Origin of the sequence: uncultured Sphingomonas sp., assembly GCF_913776855.1 — a bacterium.
Lineage (GTDB): Bacteria > Pseudomonadota > Alphaproteobacteria > Sphingomonadales > Sphingomonadaceae > Sphingomonas.
Genome location: NZ_CAJYQD010000013.1, coordinates 1 through 22,002 on the forward strand (window position 1 = coordinate 1; position 22,002 = coordinate 22,002).

Annotated in this window: 16 protein-coding genes and 4 tRNA genes; 14 read left to right on the top strand and 6 right to left on the bottom strand. The window is 65.6% G+C overall.

The features are described from left to right. The 5 genes from QZ755_RS02685 to QZ755_RS02705 form a co-directional block, all read left to right on the top strand. Positions 1 to 1,247, top strand: a 1,247-nt coding sequence (locus QZ755_RS02685; protein ID WP_294319488.1) for a S16 family serine protease, incomplete at its 5' end; no start/stop codon positions are given. 182 nt (positions 1,248 to 1,429) lie between these two features. Next, entirely contained in the window at positions 1,430 to 1,702 is a 273-nt protein-coding gene (locus QZ755_RS02690) for an HU family DNA-binding protein (RefSeq protein ID WP_055756411.1), read from the top strand. Between the two features lie 51 nt (positions 1,703 to 1,753). Continuing rightward, positions 1,754 to 1,828 (top strand) — tRNA-Val (locus QZ755_RS02695). 260 nt (positions 1,829 to 2,088) lie between these two features. Next, positions 2,089 to 3,723 carry a hypothetical protein gene (locus QZ755_RS02700; protein ID WP_294319490.1) on the top strand — a complete coding sequence of 545 codons (1,635 nt, stop codon included), beginning with the start codon at positions 2,089 to 2,091 and terminating at the stop codon, positions 3,721 to 3,723. Between the two features lie 106 nt (positions 3,724 to 3,829). After that, positions 3,830 to 6,637 (top strand): TonB-dependent receptor, encoded by a 2,808-nt coding sequence (locus QZ755_RS02705; RefSeq protein WP_294319492.1) that lies wholly within the window; start codon positions 3,830 to 3,832, stop codon positions 6,635 to 6,637. 54 nt (positions 6,638 to 6,691) lie between these two features. Here the strand turns inward: QZ755_RS02705 and QZ755_RS02710 are convergent, their stop codons facing one another. Then, positions 6,692 to 7,363, bottom strand: coding sequence for a 2OG-Fe(II) oxygenase (locus QZ755_RS02710; RefSeq protein ID WP_294319493.1), 672 nt, complete (start codon positions 7,361 to 7,363; stop codon positions 6,692 to 6,694). An 81-nt stretch (positions 7,364 to 7,444) separates the two neighbouring features. On the opposite strand from QZ755_RS02710, the gene QZ755_RS02715 reads away from it, so the two are divergent. Continuing rightward, a tRNA-His gene (locus tag QZ755_RS02715) sits at positions 7,445 to 7,521 on the top strand. A 26-nt stretch (positions 7,522 to 7,547) separates the two neighbouring features. Further along, positions 7,548 to 8,597, top strand: coding sequence for a Glu/Leu/Phe/Val dehydrogenase dimerization domain-containing protein (locus QZ755_RS02720; RefSeq protein ID WP_294319494.1), 1,050 nt, complete (start codon positions 7,548 to 7,550; stop codon positions 8,595 to 8,597). A 22-nt stretch (positions 8,598 to 8,619) separates the two neighbouring features. Here the strand turns inward: QZ755_RS02720 and QZ755_RS02725 are convergent, their stop codons facing one another. Continuing rightward, positions 8,620 to 9,504 carry a diacylglycerol kinase family protein gene (locus tag QZ755_RS02725; RefSeq protein ID WP_294319496.1) on the bottom strand — a complete coding sequence of 295 codons (885 nt, stop codon included), beginning with the start codon at positions 9,502 to 9,504 and terminating at the stop codon, positions 8,620 to 8,622. Positions 9,505 to 9,587: 83 nt separating this feature from the next. On the opposite strand from QZ755_RS02725, the gene hemB reads away from it, so the two are divergent. Genes hemB through QZ755_RS02740 form a run of 3 tightly spaced genes read left to right on the top strand, consistent with a single transcriptional unit; the run spans position 9,588 to position 13,293 of the window. Next, complete coding sequence (gene hemB / locus QZ755_RS02730) at positions 9,588 to 10,574, top strand: porphobilinogen synthase (RefSeq protein WP_294319498.1); 987 nt, start codon at positions 9,588 to 9,590, stop codon at positions 10,572 to 10,574. Next, entirely contained in the window at positions 10,571 to 11,101 is a 531-nt protein-coding gene (locus tag QZ755_RS02735) for a GNAT family N-acetyltransferase (RefSeq protein WP_294319500.1), read from the top strand. Before hemB ends, QZ755_RS02735 begins: the two co-directional genes overlap by 4 nt. Then, positions 11,098 to 13,293, top strand: a complete 2,196-nt coding sequence (locus QZ755_RS02740; RefSeq protein WP_294319502.1) for a fused MFS/spermidine synthase — start codon at positions 11,098 to 11,100, stop codon at positions 13,291 to 13,293. The genes QZ755_RS02735 and QZ755_RS02740 overlap by 4 nt, the downstream gene beginning before the upstream one ends. A 3-nt stretch (positions 13,294 to 13,296) precedes the next feature. On the opposite strand, the gene QZ755_RS02745 is transcribed toward QZ755_RS02740, so the two are convergent. Beyond that, positions 13,297 to 13,791 carry a hypothetical protein gene (locus QZ755_RS02745; protein WP_294319504.1) on the bottom strand — a complete coding sequence of 165 codons (495 nt, stop codon included), beginning with the start codon at positions 13,789 to 13,791 and terminating at the stop codon, positions 13,297 to 13,299. Between the two features lie 83 nt (positions 13,792 to 13,874). On the opposite strand from QZ755_RS02745, the gene QZ755_RS02750 reads away from it, so the two are divergent. Then, positions 13,875 to 13,951 (top strand) — tRNA-Arg (locus QZ755_RS02750). Positions 13,952 to 14,088: 137 nt separating this feature from the next. Further along, positions 14,089 to 14,165 (top strand) — tRNA-Arg (locus QZ755_RS02755). A gap of 61 nt (positions 14,166 to 14,226) precedes the next feature. Here QZ755_RS02755 and QZ755_RS02760 read toward each other — a convergent pair. The 3 genes from QZ755_RS02760 to QZ755_RS02770 all read right to left on the bottom strand — a co-directional run bounded on the left by QZ755_RS02760 (position 14,227) and on the right by QZ755_RS02770 (position 18,841). Further along, the gene (locus QZ755_RS02760) at positions 14,227 to 15,870 is read right to left on the bottom strand and encodes a glycoside hydrolase family 43 protein (RefSeq protein ID WP_294319506.1); all 1,644 of its coding nucleotides are present in this window, start codon (positions 15,868 to 15,870) and stop codon (positions 14,227 to 14,229) included. Positions 15,871 to 15,903: 33 nt separating this feature from the next. After that, positions 15,904 to 17,136 carry a glycoside hydrolase family 27 protein gene (locus tag QZ755_RS02765; protein ID WP_294319508.1) on the bottom strand — a complete coding sequence of 411 codons (1,233 nt, stop codon included), beginning with the start codon at positions 17,134 to 17,136 and terminating at the stop codon, positions 15,904 to 15,906. A 121-nt stretch (positions 17,137 to 17,257) separates the two neighbouring features. Continuing rightward, a complete protein-coding gene (locus tag QZ755_RS02770; RefSeq protein WP_294319510.1) occupies positions 17,258 to 18,841 on the bottom strand; it encodes a glycoside hydrolase 43 family protein in 1,584 nt (527 codons plus the stop codon). A gap of 327 nt (positions 18,842 to 19,168) precedes the next feature. Here QZ755_RS02770 and QZ755_RS02775 point away from each other — a divergent pair, with 327 nt between their 5' ends. After that, positions 19,169 to 19,918, top strand: a complete 750-nt coding sequence (locus QZ755_RS02775) for a FadR/GntR family transcriptional regulator (RefSeq protein WP_294319564.1) — start codon at positions 19,169 to 19,171, stop codon at positions 19,916 to 19,918. Positions 19,919 to 20,006: 88 nt separating this feature from the next. Then, on the top strand, positions 20,007 to 21,965 hold the full coding sequence (locus QZ755_RS02780) for a sialate O-acetylesterase (protein WP_294319511.1): 1,959 nt from the start codon (positions 20,007 to 20,009) through the stop codon (positions 21,963 to 21,965). The last annotated feature ends 37 nt before the right edge of the window (positions 21,966 to 22,002 follow it).

The following is a 22,002-nucleotide window of genomic DNA, read 5'->3' on the forward strand; positions in this document are numbered from 1 at the left end:
AAGCCGAAATTCGCGGCCATCGCCGGACCTATATCGGGTCGCTGCCGGGCAAGATCGTCACCAACCTGAAGAAGGCGGGCGCATCGAACCCGTTGTTCCTGCTCGATGAGATCGACAAGCTGGGTCAAGATTTCCGTGGCGATCCGGCATCGGCGCTGCTGGAAGTGCTCGATCCCGAACAGAATGCAAAGTTCAACGATCACTATCTGGAGATCGACATCGATCTGTCGGACGTGATGTTCGTCTGCACCGCGAACACGTTGAACCTGCCGCAGGCGCTGCTCGACCGCATGGAGATCATCCGGCTGGAGGGCTATACCGAGGATGAGAAGGTCGAGATCGCCGAGCGGCATCTGGTTGCCAAGCAGGTCGACGCGCACGGGTTGAAGCCGGGCGAGTTCGAGCTGACGCAGGAAGGGCTGCGCGACCTGATCCGCTTCTACACCCGCGAAGCCGGCGTACGCACGCTGGAGCGTGAGATCGCAAAGCTCGCTCGCAAGGCGCTGCGGCGTATCCTTGAGGGCAAGGCGACGTCGGTCACGGTGACGCCGGACAACCTGCACGAGTTCGCCGGGGTGCGGAAATATCGCTTCGGCGTGGGTGAGGAGGAGCATCAGATCGGCGCGGTTACCGGCCTTGCCTGGACCGAGGTCGGCGGCGAGCTGCTGACGATCGAAAGCGTGACGGTGCCGGGCAAGGGATCGGTCAAGACGACCGGCAAGCTGGGCGACGTGATGAAGGAATCGGTCGAGGCGGCGTGGAGCTACGTCAAGGCGCGCTCACCCGGCTATGGCATCAAACCGAGCCTGTTTCATCGCAAGGACGTCCATATCCACCTGCCCGAAGGCGCGGTGCCGAAGGATGGACCGTCGGCCGGTATCGGTCTGGTCACGTCGATCGTCTCTACGCTGACCGGCGTTCCGGTACGGCGCGAGGTGGCGATGACTGGCGAAGTGACACTGCGCGGCCGTGTGCTGCCGATCGGCGGCCTCAAGGAGAAGTTGCTCGCGGCACTGCGCGGCGGGATCAAGACAGTGCTGATTCCGGTCGAGAACGAGAAGGATCTGGCGGAAATTCCGGACAATATCCGCGCCGGGCTGGAGATCGTTCCGGTGGCCCACGTCGATGAAGTGCTGCGCCTGGCGCTGACCGAGCCGCTGACGGCCATCGATTGGACCGAGGCCGACGATCTGGCAGCGCAGCCTCCGGTCCCGGTGCCCGGCATCGCCGAGTCGCGACCGCACTGACCGCGGGGGGCGGTTGGTAACCGCCCCCCGCCTGTCGCCGGATCGAACGTGCCGGGCGACCGGATGCAAAGCATTGGATTGCATCGTTTCGCCCATTTTGCTTTGACAGCACGCGTTTGCGCGGCCTTAGTGCCGTACTTGAGTTTTCAATATTGTCATACGGATGAAGGGGGTTCCACGGGATGAACAAGCAGGAGCTGATCGGGCAGGTCGCCGACCATTCGGGGCTTACCCGCGGCGATGCGATGAAGGCGGTCGAAGCGGTTTTCGACGTCATCTCGGCGGCGCTCAAAAAGGGTGACGAGGTTCGTCTGGTCGGATTCGGCACCTTTTCGGTATCGAAGCGCAAGGCGTCGACCGGCCGCAACCCGCGCACCGGCGAGCCGATGACGATCAAGGCGTCGTCGCAGCCGAAGTTCAAGGCCGGCAAGGGCCTGAAGGATTCGGTGAATTAACCTCTGGACACGATCGCCGGACCCATCTAGGGAGCCGGCCTCCGGGTTTCCGGGCGCGTAGCTCAGCGGTAGAGCACACCCTTCACACGGGTGGGGTCACAGGTTCAATCCCTGTCGCGCCCACCAGATCAACGGCCGTCCGGCACTGCGACCTTCGCAAAGAGGCGCTGTGCCGGGCGGCCGTTTCTGATTCCGATGTCCGCGTTCCATTCTGGCGTCTGTCACAAATCCGAAACCATAACGTCTCCGAAATTTCATCGAAATCGCACGTTCCCGTCATCCACGGCGCCTAACGGGGCGGCTGTGGATCGGCCGCAGGGGGAGCCTTGGACGATCGCCGGGCCGCCGTGCCCGCATAACGAAAACCAGGTTTCGGGAGTTCTTCGATGATGGCCAGCAGCAAGCGCATCGGCTTTATTCTCATGGCGTCGACGGCATGTGCCGCGCTCGCGGGTTGCAGCGGCGCCGATGGCGTCGCGTCGCCGGGTGCCGGCAGCATCAATGTGACGATCCCCGCGCCGGCCCCCACGCCGACCCCGACCGCTTCGGCCACGCCGAGCGCGATCACCGCAGCGCAGTTCGCGACGTCGACCACGGTCAACGGCATCTCGATCACGTCGGATGAACAGCTGGCCATCGTCAACGCCGGCACGAACAACAACGTCAACGGCGTCGGTTCGACGATGAACGGCGTATATCCGGTCGGCAGCGCCTCGCTGACCACGGCGACCGATCCGTCGACGATCAACAGCTTCTTCACCAGCACCAACTATGTCGGTGCGCTCAACGGCCCGACCGATACTGCGTTCCAGGGCTGGACCTGCAATTCGACCTCGGCCGAATTCGGCGGTTCGGGCGCACGCTGCACCGCGGTCCCGTCGATCGGTACCTATGCCGCTGCGACCTCGGTCTGTCCGACTGGAACGACCGATGCCGGCACCAATAGCTCGAGCAGCCCGACGCTGCGTTTCTGCCGCCTGCCGCAGAACATCACCACCGACCTGACGCTGCCGAAGATCGCCGGCGTCGTCTATCGCCTGACCGGTCAGACCGAAGTCGGCACCGACCTTGGCACCACCGGCGGCACCGGTGTGACGCTGACGATTGCTGCCGGCGTCGTCATCGCTGCCGACTCGACCGAAGCCACGAACGACCTGCTGCTGGTCAACCGCGGTTCGAAGATTTCGGCCATCGGGACGCGCGACGCACCGATCGTATTCACCTCGCAGCAGAACCTGGTCAACAACGGCGTGTCGGACGCGAGCCAGGGCCAGTGGGGCGGCATCATCCTGCTCGGCCGCGCACCGACCGCCGTCTGCGCCACCGGCACCGGCCCGAACGTCGCTGCGGGCACGTCGACGACCTGTCAGCAGGCGATCGAAGGCGTGACCGGTCGCTTCTACGGTGGCCCGAACGCCGCCGACAGCTCGGGCCAGATGTCCTACGTCCAGATCCGCTATTCGGGCATCGCGATCAGCGACGGCAACGAACTGCAGGGCCTGACGCTGGGCGGCACCGGTTCGGGTACAGTGCTGGATCATATTCAGAGCCACAATTCGGCCGATGACGGTATCGAAATCTTCGGCGGCACGACCAACCTGAAGTACGTTGCCATCACCGGTGCGGACGATGACGGTTTCGACATCGACAACGGCTATCGCGGGTTCATGCAGTTCATGATCGCGGCGCAGCGCACGATCGGCGCGACCGCCGACTCCTTCTCAACCGAGATCGACTCGAACAATGCCGAAGACCTGCTCCCGCGCACGTACAGCACCTATGCCAACTTCACCTTCATCCAGACCGCACTGGCACCGTCGGCGATCCGTCAGCGCGGCGGCTCGGACATGCGCTACGTCAACGGCATCGTGAAGTCGGTGTCGGGCGTCACCTGCCTCAACCTGATCGCTGGCGAAACCAGCGCGTCGGATCGCTCCACGATCCGGGCCGCCGATTCGTCGAAGCAGGACGTCGGCCCGCCGGTGTTCAGCTCGGTCTACTTCGCCTGCAACGGGCGCTGATCCGCGACACCATCGCGCTCCAGCGATGACACGCCGATGCCGGGGCGGGCCGATACGCCCGTCCCGGCATTCGCTCTTTACGATTTGAACAGGTGGATCCCGGGTCATGCAGCACCGTCGCGCCTACGCAACGCTCCTTCTTTTGACATCGCAACTGGTCGCGCCGGCCGTGCTGGCGCAGACGGCGCCGGCACCGACGGCGGCGACCCCGCCGGTCGTGCCGACCGGAACCCAGCCCGATACCGCGACTACGCCGCAGGACGGCACGACGACCGACGCCCCGGCCGAAGTCTCCTCGCCCGGCTTCGACGAATCGGCGGCGGAGGAGATCGTCGTCGTCGGCCGCAACATTCCGAACGTCGTGCGCGCCACGCCGCAGATCGTGTCGGTACTGTCGGAAGCCGACATCGCCCGTACCGGTGATGGCGACATCGCCGGCGCGCTGACCCGCGTCACCGGCCTGTCGGTCGTCGGCGGCGGCTTCGTCTATGTCCGTGGCCTTGGCGATCGCTATTCGTCTTCGCTCCTCAACGGATCGCCGCTGCCCAGCCCCGAACCGCTACGCCGCTCGGTCCCGCTCGACATTTTCCCGACGTCGATCGTCGGCTCGGCGCTGGTGCAGAAGACCTATTCGGTCAACTTCCCCGGCGAATTCGGCGGCGGCGTCATCAACCTGACGTCGAAGGCGATCCCAAAGAAGAACTTCCTGTCAATCGGCGGGTCGATCGCCGCCGATACGGTGACGACCAGCGAACTGGGTTATGTCTATGCCGGCGGCAAGTCCGACTGGCTGGGCTATGACGACGGTACGCGCGGCGTGCCTGCGTTCATCCGCAACGCCGACCAGGGATCGGGCATGTTCACCGCACAGCAGGTCGCGCAGCTCAACAATGCGCGTACGACGCTGTTGCAGGTCAACAACCAGCTGCCGGCCAATTTGTCGGGTGAGATCGCCGGCGGGTCGGTGTTCGATGTCGGCAGCGACCGGCTGGGCGTCATCGCCTCGCTAGGCCTGTCGAACACGTTCCGCACCCGCGACGCGATCCAGCAGGACAGCGTCAGCGAGAATGGTACCGTCCGCAACGATTTCCGCACCGTGCTGACCGACAATCGGATCGTCGCGAATGCGCTGGTCGGGCTGGGATACGAATTCAACGACAACACCCTGCGCTGGACCAACGTCTATATCCACGACACGCTGAAGCAGGGGCGCCTTGCCGGGTCGGAAGCATACAACAACTTCAGCGGCCTGCGGCTTCAGCAGAACACCAACTGGTTCGAACGCCAGCTGATCGAAAGCCAGCTGGTCGGCGAGTTCAAGCTGACCGATGCGCTGAAGTTCGACGCGCGCGGCGCCTATGCCAATTCGAAGCGCAATGCGCCGTACGAGCGACAGTTCGACTATCTGTGTTCGAACCGCACGACCAATGGCTATCCGATCACCAGCGATGGCGCACCGTTCTCGCGCGGGTTCAATTGCAACGGCGCGTATCAGGTGACGCAGCGCTTCTCGCCGTTCGCCAGCGTCGTGTTCAGCGAGCTGAACGAGAACCTGTACACGGGACAGGCGGACCTGTCGTACAAGCTGGCGACGGACCGGCCGATCACCTTGTCGAGCGGCTATTTCTATTCGAACACCGACCGCAATTCGCGGCGGCTTCAGTTCAACTACCAGACCAGCGATGGCGCGGGCACCGCACCGGGCTTCCCCAACAACCTGTTGCGGCCCGATTACCTGTTGTCGCCGGACTCGCTGTTCAACGCCTGTCCGCAGCGCGGTACCGGCGCCTGCACCATCCAGCTGCAGTTCAATACGCAGAACGGCGCCTACGCCTATGACGCGGGTCTCGAAATCCATGCCGGCTATGTCCAGGCGGAGGCAGAGGTCAGTGACGGGCTGCGCGCGGTGGCGGGCGTGCGGTATGAAACGGCGCGCGAGATCGTGACGCCGATCGGTAATCCTTCGACCATCCTGAAGAATGGCTACTGGCTGCCGGCCGGCACGCTGACGTGGAACTTCGCGTCGGACATGCAGGCCCGGTTGAGCGGCGCGAAGACGATCTCGCGCCCGCAATTCCGTGAACTCGCACCGCAGCAGTTCCGCGATCCGGACTCGGACCGCCTGTTCTTCGGTAACCCGAACCTGCGCGACTCCGAACTGTGGAACCTCGAAGCGCGCTACGAATGGTTCTTCGGCCGCGACCAGCGGCTGACCGCGGCCGGCTTCTACAAGCGGATCGATCGCCCGATCGAACAAGCCGGCTTCTATCCCAGCCCCGACGCGACGCTGCAGACCGGCTTCACCTATCTGCCCAAGGCGACCTTGTGGGGCGGAGAGATCGAGGCGCAGAAGTATATTCCGCTCGAAAGCCTCGGCAATTTCTTTGCTGCCCGCCGGCTCCTGCTGCTGGCGAATTACACCTATACCCAGTCGCAGATCACGGCGGATGGCAGCTGCGTTCCCAATCCGGCGGCGGCCCTCGGTTCACCGGGGATCGGTGGCTGCGCGGCGGGCTTCGGCCGGGCGAACCTGTTGTTCCGCGACGGCGCACCGCTGACCGGCCAGTCGGATCATCTGGTGAACGTGCAGGTCGGTCTGGAAGACACCGCCAACCTCTCGCAGCTGACCCTGCTGTTCAACTATGCCAGCGACCGCGTGACCAATCGCGGTCCGTCGAACCTGTCGGGGCAGGGGTTCCAGCCCGATATCGTCGAGCGTCCGGGCATCCGCCTCGACCTCGTGGCGCGGCAGGGCTTCGAAGTGGCCGGTGCGAACCTCGAGGTGAAGGCGGAAGCCCGCAACCTGACCGGCACGCGCTATTCGGAAAGCCAGAATTTCGGTGGCAATCCGGTCTATATCAACCGCTATGACCTTGGCCGCATGTTCTCGCTGGGTATCACCGCCCAGTTCTGATCCGGACCGAACGACGCGACGGGCCGTCGGCAGCAATGCCGGCGGCCCGTTCGATTATCCCCAGGGGCGTTCGCGAAACCACTTGGTCAGGACATATTTGGTGCCCTCGCGTACCTTCATCCCGTGGTGCAGCGTCGCGGGGTTGGGCGTGCCGTCGGGGCGCAGGTTGCTCCATGCCAGCAGCTTGCCGGTTTCGGGCTGCACGATCTTGTCGATCGCCTTGAACCGCGTCGCCCCGCCCGCGCCGGGTTCGTTCAGGTACAGCATCACCGTCCAGGTCCGGTTGCCGGCGACCGAGCAGTATTTCACGAAGTCGCCGCCCTGTGGGTCGAAATAATCGGTGTGCGCCTTGAACTCCTGCCCGACGGCATAACGCTGTCCCTGCAGGGGTTCGCCATGCGCCGGGTCCAACCCGCAGAAATCGTAGATCAGCGCTTCGGTTGCCGCGACCACCGGATCGGTCGAATCGAGGTCGCAGGTCTCGCTGGTGCGGAAGGTCGGGTCGCCATTGGCATCGGCGATGGTCGAGGGGCGGCGTTTTGCATCGATTCGTTCGATCAGCGCGCTGCAAAGTTCGGTGGGGATCAGGGCGCGGCGGATGAACAGCGACAGCTTTCCACTTGGCACGCGCTGTACGCCCGGCTGGGCAAGGATATGCGCGACGACCGCTTCAGACGGGTGGCCAGAACCCAGATTGGGTCGGACGAGGGCAGGGGGCGTTTCCATGGCAAATTCTCTGCCAGAACGATTATCGCTACGCCACTGCTTGACCGATGCGCGAGGCACCGCTAAGCGCGCCACTCCACGGCGACCGTAGTTCAATTGGTTAGAGCGCCGGCTTGTGATGCCGGAAGTTGCGGGTTCAAGTCCCGTCGGTCGCCCCATCCCTTACAGCGCTGGAGCCGCCGCCGTGCAGACCGATTGGGGCTATCCCGACTTCGACGAACACGAGGGCATCCACCTCTTTTCCGATCACCAGACCGGCCTGCGCTGCGTCATCGCGGTCCATTCGACCGCGCTGGGCCCGGCGGCGGGCGGCGTCCGTTTCTGGCGCTATGCCAATAGCGACGCGGCGGTGACCGATGCGCTGCGCCTGTCGCGCGGCATGAGCTTCAAGAACGCGATGGCCGGATTGCCCATGGGTGGCGGCAAGGGCGTCGTGCTGGCGCCCGAGGGCGGCGCCAAGACCCCCGAACTGCTCGCCGCCTTCGGCCAAGCGGTCGAATCGCTCGGCGGCCGCTATGTGACGGCCGAGGATGTCGGCATGTCGGAAGCCGACATGATCACGATTTCGGGGTCGACGAAGTATGTTTCGGGCCTGCCGGTCGCCGCGGGCAATGCCGGCGGCGATCCGGGGCCGTTCACTGCGATGGGCGTCTATTTGGGCGTGCGTGCGGCGGCGAAGCGCGCGCTGGGCAGCGACGACATGCGTGGCGTGCGGGTCGCGGTGCAGGGCGTCGGATCGGTCGGTGGCGGGCTTGCCCGCCTGCTGGCGAAGGACGGCGCCGTCCTGACGCTGGCCGATGTCAACGAAGCCCGTGCCGAGGCACTGGCGAGCGAACTGGGTGCGACGACCGCCGATCCGGCGTCGGTCCTGACGCTGGAGGCCGATATCGTCAGCCCCAACGCGCTGGGCGCGGTCTTGGATGAAGCGACGATCGCGGCGCTGAAGTGCAAGGCGGTGGCCGGCGGTGCCAACAACCAGCTGGCGACCGCCGCAGAGGGCAAACGGCTGCACGATCGCGGTATCCTCTACGCCCCCGATTACGTCATCAATGCCGGCGGCATCATCAACGTGGCGCTCGAATATCTCGGCCAAGGCGACCGTGCCGAAGTGGAGGCGCGGATCGCGCGCATTCCCGACCGGCTGGTGCAGGTATGGGATGAGAGCGAAGCCAGCGGCAAGCCGCATTCGGACGTCGCCGATACCATTGCCCGCCGCCTGATCGGGCGCGGCTGACGACACCGGGCTGGCGCCGGCGTTACGGTTCGACCGGTGCCATCACCTCGATGATCCCGGCGGCGATCTTCGCCATCACCGGGGTCTTGGCCAGCACCTCGCCATCGATCGAGATCGGCAGCGGCGGGTGCGTTTCGATGCGTAGTGCCTGCCCGTGGAACGTCACGGTATCCACCCGCCGCGAATCGAGCCGGAAGAACCCGGCGGCCCAGTTGCGCACCAAGCTGCGCTTGCCCTTGCCCGCCACGACCTGAACGATGATCTCGCCGCTGTCGAGCCGCGCTTCCTCGACCAGTTCGGTGCCGCCGTGGAAGCGGCCGTTCGAGATGCGGACCTCGGTCGCCATCATCCGCTTGGCATTGTCGCCCTGCCCGACGATCAGTTCGAACGGATGGAACTTCGCGAATTGCAGTGACGCCCAGGCGAGATAGCCGATCCGTCCGAACAGCTTCTTGATCCCGTGCGGTACGGTTTTCGCGATTTGCGGCGACAGGCCGATCGCGGCGCAATTCGCAAAATAGTCGCCGTCGATCATCCCCAGATCGATGCGGCGCGGCTGGCCGGTCTTCAGCACCTCGACCGCGCCGGGAATGTCGAGCGGAATGCCGAGCGTCCGGCAGAAGCTGTTGGCCGTGCCGAGCGGCAGCACGCCCAGGATCACGTCGTGGCCGAGCAGATAGTCGACCAGGCTGCTGATCGTGCCGTCGCCTCCGCCCAGGATCACAAGGTCGGGATTTGCCTCCAGCGCACGTTTGAGCGTCGGCACCAGTTGGTCTGGATCCTCGACGGCATGGGCGTCGACCTCGAACGCGGCGCCTTTCAACGCGCTGCATGCCTGCGCAAACTGGTCCTGGCCGCTGCGCGACCGGGCGTTGACGATCATGGCGGCGGTACGGATGCGGTTCATGGGGTCGGTAACGTTCCGTAACGAAAATGGACCCACGCGACTTTCGGTTGATCGTCCGAACCGCTTGGCCCACAAGTCGCGCCATGTCCGCTGCTTATCCCGCGCTGCGCCTGCGCCGCACCCGCGCCACCAGCTGGAGCCGCCGTCTCCACGCCGAAACCATCCTCACCCCGGCCGATCTGATCTGGCCGTTGTTCGTGACGGAGGGTGCTGGGGAACCGATCAAGGCGTTGCCGGGCGTATCGCGCTGGAACCTGTCGGGGATCGTCGATCGCGCCCGCGAGGCCCGCGACCTGGGCATCCCGGTCATCGCGCTGTTCCCCAATACGCCGCGCGAACTGCGCAGCGACGATGGCGCGGAAGCGTTCAATCCCGATAATCTGATGTGCCGCGCGATCCGCGCGATCAAGGACGCAGTGCCGGAAATCGGCGTGCTGACCGACGTCGCGCTCGATCCCTATACGTCGCATGGGCATGACGGCATCGTCGACGCGACGGGCTATGTGCTGAACGACATAACGTCCGACGCGCTGGTGCGACAGGCGCTGGTGCAGGCGGAGGCCGGGAGCGACATCGTTGCCCCGTCCGACATGATGGACGGGCGGGTCGCGGCGATCCGCGGCGCGCTGGAAACCGGCGGCCACCACAATGTTCAGATCATGGCCTATGCCGCCAAATATGCCAGCGCCTTCTATGGCCCATTCCGCGATGCGGTCGGTACGCACGGCCTGCTCAAAGGTGACAAGAAGACGTATCAGATGGACCCCGCCAATAGCGAGGAAGCGCTGCGCGAGGTCGCGCTCGACTTGGCGGAAGGTGCGGACAGCGTGATGGTCAAGCCGGGAATGCCCTATCTGGACATCATCACGCGGGTGAAGGCGACGTTCGAGGTGCCAGTCTTCGCCTATCAGGTGTCGGGCGAATATGCCCTGATCGAGGCGGGTGTGGCGGCGGGCGTGGCGGATCGCGATGCGATGGTGCTGGAAACGCTGCTGGCGTTCAAGCGGGCAGGCTGTTCGGGCGTGCTGACCTACCACGCCGCCCATGCGGCCCGGCTGCTAGGCGCATGATCGATACGCAGCGGCTGGTGCTTCGCCCCTATGAGGTGCGCGATCGTCCGGCAATCCTGTCGCACGTTGCAGATGCGGACGTCATGCGGTTCCTGATCGCGTTGCCGACCGACGCGGATGTCGATGCCGCGATCGCCCGGCAGAATGGGTATCAGCGCGACCATGGCTATTGCTTTTGGAGCGTGGAAGAGCGCGCGAACGGTGCGTTCATCGGCGTGTGTGGACTGAAACCCGGTGCCGTTGGTACCCCGCTGGAGGGATCGGTCGAAATCGGCTGGCGGTTTGGTCGCGACCACTGGGGCCGGGGATTTGCACGGGAGGCGGCATCGGCTTCGCTCGACTGGGGCTTTGCACATTTGCAGGTCGATCGGATTGGTGCGATCACCATCCTTGCCAATACCCGCAGCTGGGGATTGATGGAGCGGATCGGCATGGTCCGCGATCCTGCGGCCGATTTCGATCATCCGGTCCTGCCTGACGATAGCCCGTTCAAGCGCCACATCACCTATTGGAAAGCGCGTTCGTGACGACACCCGACCGGACCGCCGGCTGGCCGATCCGCTGGATCTTCGTGTCGACGATCCTTGCCGGATCGTTCTTGCTGTTCCTGGTCCAGCCGATGGTCGCGCGCATGGCGCTGCCCCAGCTGGGCGGGGCACCTGCGGTGTGGAATTCGGCAATGCTTGTATATCAGGCGTTGTTGCTCGGCGGCTATGCCTATGCCCATCTGCTGGGGAAGCTGATGCCGAAGGCGCAGGCGGCGGTGCATCTGCTGCTGCTGCTCTGCGCGGCGGTATGGTTGCCGATCGGGGTGAATTCGACCCCGACACCGACCGGGACCGAGCCGGCGCTGTGGACACCGTGGCTGCTGACCGCATCGATCGGACCGCTGTTCTTCGCCGTGTCGGCGCAGGCGCCGCTGCTGCAGCGCTGGTTCGCGTTCATCTGTCCGGGGCGCGATCCCTATGCGCTATATGCTGCGTCGAACGTCGGCAGCTTCGCCGGGCTGCTCGCCTATCCGCTGCTGGTCGAACCGCTATTGCCGCTCCGCGCGCAAAGCTGGGGCTGGAGTATCGGTTACGCGCTGTTGTTCGTACTGGTCATCGGCTGCGGCTGGTTGTTGCCGCATCGGCGCGAACAGGCGGTGCCGCTCGACAAGGGGGAGGCGCCGGGCTGGCGGCGCGTGCTGCACTGGATCGTGCTGGCGCTGGTCCCGTCGGGGCTGATGTTGGCGACGTCGACCTTTCTGACGACCGATATCGTGGCGGTGCCGTTGCTGTGGGTGCTGCCGCTCGGACTATATCTGCTGAGTTTCACCGTCGCATTTGCCGCGCGGCGGGGGCTGGCCGATGCGATCACCCGCTATGCGCCGATCACCATTCTGGTCTTTGGCGGAATGATGATCGGCGGGAACCACGACTTTCCGCTGTTAAGCGCATTGGCGGCGCTGCTGCTGCTGTTCGCGGTGTCGGTGACGCTGCACGCGCATATGTATGCACTGCGACCGGCGCCGGGACGGTTGACCGGATTTTACCTCGCCATGTCGGTCGGCGGCGCGCTGGGCGGTGCGTTCGCCGGGTTGGTCGCGCCGGTGCTGTTCGATTGGACCTATGAATATCCGCTGCTGATCCTGGCGGCGGGAATGCTCGCGCCGCTACCGTTCCTGCTGCCGGTGACGCAGCGAGTGTGGGGTGCGGGCGGGCTGAAGCTGCGGTTGGCGGCGATCGTCGTCATCGCAGCGGTGGTCGCGGTCGGAATGCTCAATCCCGGAGGGTTGCTGGGGGCGAAGCCTGATGCGGTCGCGTTCTTCGGGATCGTCGCGATCGGCCTGTTCGCCATCGGGGTACGCGCGCCGTTCCTCTTCGCGCTGACCGCGGCGCTGTTCCTGTTCGGCGGCTATCGCGCGATCGCGCTGTCGCTGGAGCCGGGCGCCCGAACCCGCAGCTATTTCGGCGTCTACACGATCATGCGGGGCAAAGATGTCAACGAGTTGCAGCACGGGACGACGCTGCATGGCATCCAGCTGACCGGTACGCCGAAGCGGGAGCGGACGCCGACGACCTATTACGTCCCGAACTCGGGCGTGGGGCAGGCGCTGCGCGCCGTGCCGTCGCTCTACGGCCCGGCCGCCCGTATCGGCATCGTCGGTCTGGGGACCGGGACGCTCGCCTGCTATGCCAAGCCGGGACAGCATTGGCGTTTCTACGAGATCGATCCGGTCGTCGTGCGCATCGCGCGGGATTCGGGTGCCTTTACCTTCCTGCGGCGCTGTGCCCCGGATGCGCAGATCGCGGTCGGCGATGCGCGGCTGACCCTGTCGGAGGAACCGGCGGGCAGCCTCGACCTGTTGGCGCTCGATGCCTTTTCGTCGGACGCGGTGCCGATGCACCTGATGACGCGAGAGGCGTTCGCCACCTATGGCCGGGTGCTGGGACGGCGCGGGCTGCTGCTGGTGCATGTGTCCAACCGCTATCTCGACCTCGGGCCGGTCGTCGCGCGAACGGCAAGCGGGTGGATGGCGGCACAGCTCGCCTATCAGCCGAAGACGGAGGACCCGGCGGAAACGGGGTCGCTGTGGATCGCGCTGACCCGCGATCCGGAGGTGCTGGGCGGATTGCTGGAATCGGGTGGGCATTGGGAACCGCTGCCGATCACCGACACCGCCCCCTGGACCGACGACTATGCGTCGATCCTGCCGGTACTGCGTGCGCTGCAATAGCGACTATTTCAGCTGCGCCCCTAGTGTCGCGATGGTGGTGCGCTGGTCGGCTGCGTCGGCATTTGCCCTGGCCAGTGCTGCATCGAGCGCGGGGTAGGGCGGCGCGCCGGCCGCCGCCCGGTCGATCGCCAACCGTTCGAGTTCGGCCAGCGGCACGTCGATCGCGGTGCGCGCGACATCCAGCTCGGCCAGCGCCACCTGGCTCCCCAGCCAGCGTTCGCTCCCCTCGCTGCTGCCCTTCGCTGCGGCGACGGGCTTGCGCACCCGTTCGGCAGCAGCATCGAACGCGGCCTTCGCGCCGGCCACATCCCGACCAAGGGTTACGATCCTCGTGTCGAGCGCGGGATCGGGCGTTGCCACCGGCACTGGGCGTACCGGTTCGGCCAGGCTGATCTTTTCGATCGGGCGCGGCAGCAGCGACGGGTAATCGCCTGCCGGCGCGGCACAGGCCGACAACAGGGCAGCGGGCAGGACGAACGGGATCGCGGAGCGGGTCATGGCCCACCGATAGCCATGCAAAAAAGTTGGCACAACGGGGTTGCCAGCCGGGAAGGTGCCCTGTAGCAGGCGGCCTCCACCGGGCACCCGTAGCTCAGCTGGATAGAGCATCAGACTACGAATCTGAGGGTCGGACGTTCGAATCGTTCCGGGTGCGCCATGGAAAGCCCCGCCAGGTCCATCGACTTGGCGGGGCTTTCTTTGTCTGGTGAAGGGCATGTCGGGTCGGCTCGAAATTTCCCTGCCGAAACGGCTTGCCAGACGGACAAAGCCTCTCTAACAGGCGGCCTCCACCGGGCACCCGTAGCTCAGCTGGATAGAGCATCAGACTACGAATCTGAGGGTCGGACGTTCGAATCGTTCCGGGTGCGCCATGGAAAACCCCGCCAGGTCCGCTGACTTGGCGGGGTTTTCTTTGTCCGCGCCGTCCTGCGCCTATCGTTGCCGATAGGCATAGGGACCGACGATGGTACCGGTGAACCCGCCGGCCATCCGCGTGCTGAGGAAGCGGATGTCGACATCCTTCGCCAGCGTCCGACGATTTCCACCGATCGCATAATCGACGGCCATCGTGCCACGATCCGCGCGCAGCGTCAGCGTGACCGGCATGTTGCCACTCAGCGGGGCGCTGGCGACCAGTTGCTCGGCGCCCTTGGCACGGGTGTAGAGCGCGACGACCTGCTTGCCGCCGATCCGGGTCACCCCGAAGAACAGATAGCTTTCATCGCTCTGCATCGCGGCCAGTCCGGCGCGATCGCCGTCCTTGTACGGGGTGAAGCGCACGGTCGTCGCCATCGACGCGATATGGTGCTGTTGCCGCCGCCCGACGAAACCCGGCACGCCATTCTGGTCGCCGATTGCCGCTCCGCCATCGATCAGCAGCTCGCCCTTCGCCAGCCGATAGACCGGGGCCTTCGGGGTGCGCACGCCGATCCATTGCATCGCGAGCTTCGAGCCGTCGAATTCGTCGACATAGGCGAAATCGCCGCTGATCGGCAGTTTGGGGGCGGGTTGGCGTGGCAGTTTGGGCCGATCGGCGACGAACGGCACCCGCTGTCCGGCCGGCAGGATCGTCGGCCAGCCATCCTTCCACGTCACGGGCAACAGGAACGTCTCCCGCCCGATATTGTAATAATCGTCGCCATAGGGCCGTACAGCGAGGAAGGTCGCCCACCAGTCGCCATTCTGCGTCTGGACCAGTTCGGCATGACCCGCCGCCGATACGGGATCGGCGCGGTCGTTCGGCAGGTCGCGCTGGGTCAGGATCGGGTTGCCGCTCCACGGCACGAACGGTCCGCGCAGTGCCTTCGACCGGAACACCACCTGCGAATGGTTGACGCTGGTACCCCCTTCGGCGGCGGTCAAATAATACCAAGCATCCTTACGGAAGATATGCGGTCCCTCGATCCACACCGGTTTCCTGGTGATGTCGACGCCACCGTTGATGAGCTGGGTCGATTCGCCGACCATCTTGCCTGCGCGCCAGTCGTATTCCTGCACCCAGATCGCACGGTGCCCGTCGTAGCGCGGGGTTTCGTTCGGCGCGCGGTTGTTGACGATATAGGCCTTGTCGCCTTCCCAATAGATCGACGGATCGATCCCCTCGAACGGCAACCAGATCGGGTTCGACCAGGGGCCTTTCGGGTCCTTTGCGGTGATGACGAAGTTCCCACGACACTGGACGCACGTATTGACGATATAGAAGGTGCCGTCATGAAAGCTCATGTCGGGCGCGAAGACCGCCTCCGACACCCGCCGCCCGCTGAAGTCCAGCTGTTCCGGCCGGTCGATTGCATTCGCGATCTGGGTCCAGTTCACCAGATCGCGCGAATGAAAGATCGGCAGCCCCGGATAATGGGCGAAGGACGACAGGACGAGATAGTAGTCCTGCCCCACGCGAATGACCGACGGATCGGGATAATAGCCCGACAGGATCGGATTTCGATACTGGTCGGGGCCGTGCGTCGTCCGCTCGACGCTGCGGCCGTCATAGGTAAAGCGGCTGAACCGCGCCGGTTCGGCCGACGCCGCCCCCACGCTGGCGGTCAGGAGCAGGCCGGTCATCAGGGTACGCAGCATCGGCGGATCTTTCGGTTGGAAGGGGGGAGGAGATTAGGCAGCCGGCCCGTCGAGCCGGAACAGCGCGGCTCCATGCGGCGGCACATCGGCCTCGACCCGGCCGTTCACGGTCCCGACGTCGCGGCGTGCCCACAGGTCGCGCACCCGGACGGGCCCGCGCAGTTTCAGCCAGCGGAGGTCGACGCCGGGCCGCGACGGCTTGTCGCCCGGATTGAACAGCGCGAGATAGGTCGACCCAGTCGGGCTGCGCGCGGTCCATGCCCGCATCCCGTCCTGAACGTGCAACGGGCGATTGGCCGAACTGGCCTGGTTGACCGCGATCACCTCCGGATTGGTCAGCAGGTCGAGCGTCGCCGCATCGAGGTGGCGCAAGTCGCCGCCCATGATGAGCGGCGACCGGGCAATCGACCACAGCGTCATTACGGTACGCTGCTCGGCGGGCGTGAACTTGGTATCGCGCTGGCCCAGCGCCAGCCGGCCGAGCGGGAGCATGTCGGCATCGGGCCATCCGCCGGGGCCGGCGAAACGCTGCCAGTTCTCCAGCCGGACGAACTGCGCATCGAGCAGCGGCCATTCGTCCCAGAAATCGTCGCTGATCCGCCACATCTGCGCATGTGCCCGCACATGGTCGGCGCTGGAGAGTGGGGTTTCGCCCGGTGACAGGCTTAGCAGAATCGGCCGGCCGGAACGGGCGATCGCCTTGCTCGCGGCCTCGATCTCCGGCGCGTGCGCGTCATAGGGACGGCTCATGTCGTCCATCTTGACCAGATCGACGCCCCAATCGGCATATTGCGCGAACACACTGTCGTAATAGGCCTGCGCCGCGGGGTGGCGCATGTCGACGCCGTACATGTCGCTGTTCCATGAACAGATGCTGGTCCGGTCGGCAATGTCCTGCGCATGATAGCGGGTGCCGAGAATGGGCAGGTTACGGCGCACCGCCTCCCGCGGGATGCCGCGCATCAGGTGGATACCGAATTGCAGGCCCATCGCATGAACCCGGTCGGCGATGGCGCGAAAGCCCTTGCCCCCGGCGGCGGAGGGAAACCGATTCGGATCGGGCTGCAGCCGGCCATGATCGTCCAGCACCGGAATGGCATCGGCGCGATAGGTATAGCCGGTGGCGCCGGGTTCATACCACTGGATGTCGATGGTGAGGATCGAATAGCCCGCCGGCAGCAACCGGTCGCGCAGGATGGTCGCCGTCTCCAGCGCCTGCGCTTCGGTAATCGTCGTGGCGAAGCTGTTCCAGCTGTTCCAGCCCATTGGCGGTGTCTGGGCGAGGCTTTGCTTGATTCGTGGCGCTGCGGTTGCGGCTGCGCCGGCGACGACCGGAGCGATTGCAGCCCCGGCAATCAGTCTGCGGCGGGTAATGTCTGCGGTCACGTCATTTGCTCCATGGGGTGTCGACAGGTGGCGCGCGTAGCGTAAAGCTGTCCACGTCGAGATAGCCGTTGCCGGGACGGGGATTGTAGCAGGACAGCGCCATCTGCTCGCCCTGGAACGTGCCGGTGCGCCATGCGAAGGCGAGGGGGAAGTCACCGCCGGCCGCCTGCCAGCGTACCCCGTCGCCGCTGTACGACAATCGACCGCGATCGGTGGTGAAGTCGAGGTCGAGCGCGATCCACAGCGCCCCACCGGCAAAGGGCGTCGCCGGCATCCGGTGGTCGGTCACCGGCCCGGTATCGGTGCTTTCGAGGACATCCATCGTCAGGCTGGCTGCCCCCTTGTCGTTGCGGGTGACGGCCAGCGTCGCGCTATATTGCCCGAACGTGCCAAAGCCGCAGCGGTCGCCCCGACCGACGTGGCGAATATCGAGCTTCACCTCTGCCCGGCTGCGCGGCCCCTGTGCCTTTTGCGTCAGCGTGTTGCGCGCCCGCCAAAGTGTTTCGGCCCGTGTCGGGTGCAATCGGAGGAAACCCGGTCGCGCCGACAACGACCAGCGGCGATCGTCCGGGTTGTGGTTCCACTGCCACTGTCCTCCCAGCTGCGGCGAGGAGAAATCATCGGACGTTGCCGGTTCGGCGAAGGGGAAGCCGACGACCGGCTTCGTTGCTCGCGCCGGCACGCGGCCGGGGGCATCCGGGGTGCCCCAGACCGGCCAGTCGTCCTGCCAGAAGATCGGACTGAGGTTGGTGGTCCGCCCGATCGCACCGGCATCGAGCATTACGAACCCGACCCATTTGCCATCGGCGGTATCCACCAGTGCCCCCTGATGCCCACCGCTGCGATCGTCGATCTGCGGCCGGGTCTCCCATGGTCCGTACAGGCTGCGCGCGCGCGATACCGTCAGGCCGAGCCGGCGCGGGATCGCATTGAACAGATAATAGAAACCGCCACGCCGGACGATCTTCGATCCTTCCGCCCCCGCGATGTAATGTACCTTGCGATCGTCGACGACCCGGCGAAAATCACGGTCCAGCTTCAGCAGGCGGATCGTACCATCGGACCCGATCGACGTCGCGATATAGCCGGTGCCGTCGCCCTCGATGAACAGGCCGGGGTCGAACGCCGCCCGGTCCAGCTCGTTCATCGTCCACGGCCCTTGGGGATCGCGCGCGCGATAGATGCGCGTATTCTGCCCGACCGGGGTCACGACGATGTAGAATGTCCCGGCATGATGACGCAGGCTGGCCGCGAACAGGCCGCGGCGATATGCATCCTGGCCCGCATCCAGCCGGTATTCGGGCCGGTCGTCGAGACGCGGCACAACGTGACTGAGAATCCGCCAGTTCACCAGATCCTGCGACTTGAGCAATGTCAGCCCCGGCGCATTGGCAAAGGTCGTCGTGACGAAATAATAATCGCTGCCGACGCGGATGATGTCGGGATCGGGATAGTCGGCGAACAGCACAGGGTTGCGGTAGCTGCCATCGCCCTGGTCCGATCGCCACACCTGTGCCGACGCTGCGCTGCCGCCCAGCAGCGCCAGCACGAGAATGGCCGCGCCCCCTGTCGTCGATCCCCGCATCTTGTCTCCTGACGGCGGTATCTGACGCCCGCTATTAGTCTGGGTATTGGCTGGGCGAAGGGTGGTCAACGCCCTTTTCGCAGCGCTGCGACGGATGCGCTTGCCGGATCGCGGAAAGCCGGCTGTTCTACCCAGTATTTTGATTTGCACAGCACGGTTTGACGGCAGGCTCTTGCGTGCCTAGCGTATTCGATGAAGCGGTCTCATGGTCGCGCCGGCGAAATTAGTTATACAAATCGGAAGCGGCAGACCGCTGCCCGGTAGGTATTCGATGCCAAAGATGAAGGAAACGGCGTGAGCAGGGAGGATGTACTAGAGGACCGTGCCATGACGGCGGAGGAGCCGGCCGGGGCGCTGGGCGACCATGCCGGTACGTCGCGTAAAGGGTCGGGCCGCCGCCTGCGCGGGGCGGTCGCGCATTATCTGGGTACGGCGATCGTGTCGGGGCGCATCGCGCCGGGGGAATTGCTGACCGGCGAAGTCGCCAATGCCGAGGCGCTGGACGTATCGCGCAGCGCCTATCGCGAAGCGGTTCAGGTGCTGACCGCCAAGGGGCTGGTCGAAAGCCGTCCGAAGATCGGTACCCGCGTCCTGCCCCGGCGGCGCTGGAATTTCCTCGACCCGATGGTGCTTGCCTGGGCGTTCGAGGGGGAGCCGAACCTCGCGTTCGTCCGCGGGTTGTTCGAACTGCGATCGGTCGTCGAACCGGCGGTAGCCCGACTGGCGGCCGAGCGGCGGGACAAGGACGACATCAAGGCGCTGAAGACCGCGCTCGCCGGGATGCGGCGCCACACATTGGCGACCGAAGCGGGGCGGGCGGCGGATCGCGATTTCCACGACGCGCTGATCTATGCCACCCATAACGAGACGTTTGTCGCGCTCAGCGCCAGCATCGGCGCGGCAGTCAACTGGACGACGCAGTTCAAGCAGCGCCAACGCGCCCTGCCGCGCGATCCCGTGCCGGATCATGCCCGCGTGTTCGACGCGGTGGTCGCGGGTGATGCGCAGGCGGCGGAGGAAGCGATGAACGCGCTGGTCTCACTCGCGTTGGACGATACCCGATCGGCCATGGGCTGACGATCTTGTCCGATCGATAGCGTTGCGTGGATGGCGCCCGCTCCCGGCTTTTGCCATGGTAGCGCTCACAACGAATCGGGGAGAGGGTATGCGTTCGGTCATGGGATGGGCGGCGGGTCTGACGGTCGCTTTGCTGGCGGGTAGCGCGCCGGTACAGGCGCAGGCGACCGCGCCCAGCTTCGCCAATATTTTCGCGGATCACGCCGTACTGCAGCGCGACCGTCCGATCACCGTATGGGGCAATGCCGCACCGGGTGAGACGGTGACGGTGAAGCTCGGCGAACGCAGCGTGACGGCGACTGCAAGCGCTGACGGGAAATGGCGTGCGACCCTGCCGGCAATGCCGGCGGGCGGTCCCTATACCCTGTCGGTCGGCGGTGCTGCGGCCGCACCTGCGCAACAGGTGTCGGACGTGCTGGTCGGCGATGTCTTCCTATGCGGCGGACAGTCGAACATGGAATTCAAGGTCCGCCATGCTACCGGGCTGGAGGTCATCCCGTCGGCCAGCGACGCGCAGCTCCGCTTCGTCACGATCCCGGATACCAGCGTCGCCGCGCCCGCCGCCGAACTGCCGGCGCGCGCGCAGTGGAAAGCGGTGTCGCCCGAAACCGTCGGTGACGCTTCGGCGGTCTGCTATTTCATGGCGCGGTCGTTGCGGTCGACCGAAAAGGTGCCGATGGGCTTCATCGCGTCCGAATGGGGCGGCACGCGGATCGAAAGCTGGATCAGTGCGCCGTCGCTGGGCAGGCTGCCGGGGTTCGCGGATCGGCTGGCGACCGTCGCGACCTTCGGTTCCGATCCTGCGAAGGCCGTTGCCGGCGAAGGCGCCCGCCGCGAAAAGGCTTGGGAGGCGATCGATCCGGCAGCGAAAAAGGAACGCGCCTTCCGTGCTGCAGCGTTCGACGACAGCGGTTGGACGACGCTGCCCGCCGACGACGGGCAATTGCCCGCCGCCGATCGTGCCGGTCTTGAGGGCGTGGTGTGGTTGCGCACCACCATCGACCTGACCGCCGAACAGGCCGCCGCCGCGAAGCGCATTCAGCTCGGCCCGATAGGCAAGTTCGACGAAACCTATATCAACGGTCGCTATGTCGGCGGGGGCAGCGTCGACTGGGTCTGGCGCAACTATGAATTTCCTGCCGGGGTGCTGCGCGCGGGTCGTAATGTCGTCGCCGTCCGCGTGGTCGGTGCCAATGGCCGGATGGCGTTCACCAACATCGCCAACCGCATGATCGGCCTGGGCGATGGTGGCACGGTCCCGTTGAACGGCCCGTGGCGCTATCGCATCGGCAGTCCGGTCCGCAACGCGCAGGTCGCACCGGCGCCATGGGAAGTGCCCAACAGCCTGACCACGCTGTATAACGGCATGATCGCACCGCTGTCGGGCTACGGCCTGAAGCTGGCGGCGTGGTATCAGGGGGAGTCGAACACCGGGGAGGCCGGCGCCTATCGCGGGCTGATGACCAACCTGATGGCCGATTGGCGGCGGACGTTCGGCCAGAGCGACCTGCCGTTCTTCGTCGTGCAGCTGACCGCGTTCGGCAAGCCGCAGAACGTGCCGATCGATTCGGGCTGGGCGGCGCTGCGTCAGGCCGAAGCAGAAGCGGTTGCCGCCGATGCCAATGCCGGCCTCGCCGTCACGATCGACGTCGGCGACCGGTTCGACATCCATCCGGCGCAGAAAAAGGTCGTGGGCGAACGCCTCGCCCGGCTCGCCCGCGTTGTCGCCTATCGCCAGCCCGGCCTGCGCAGCGGTCCGGAAGCTTTCGAAGCGGTCCGGCAGGGAAGCGACATCGTCGTCCGGTTCCGCAACGTGACCGGCGGGTTGCAACGCTATGGCAGTGCGTCGGCAATCGGGTTCGAACGATGCGCCAGCACGAGTTGCAGCTTCGTCGACGGCACGGTGCAGGGCGATACGGTGGTCCTGCCCGGCGCCAACCGCCCGGATGTGACCCGCGTCCGCTATGCCTGGTCGGATGCGCCGTTCGTCAACCTGTTCGACGGCGAAGACCTGCCCGCCGCACCGTTCACGCTGCCGGTCCGTTGAGGGGAGGGGCGGCGGGATCGCTTCCCGCCGCCTGACC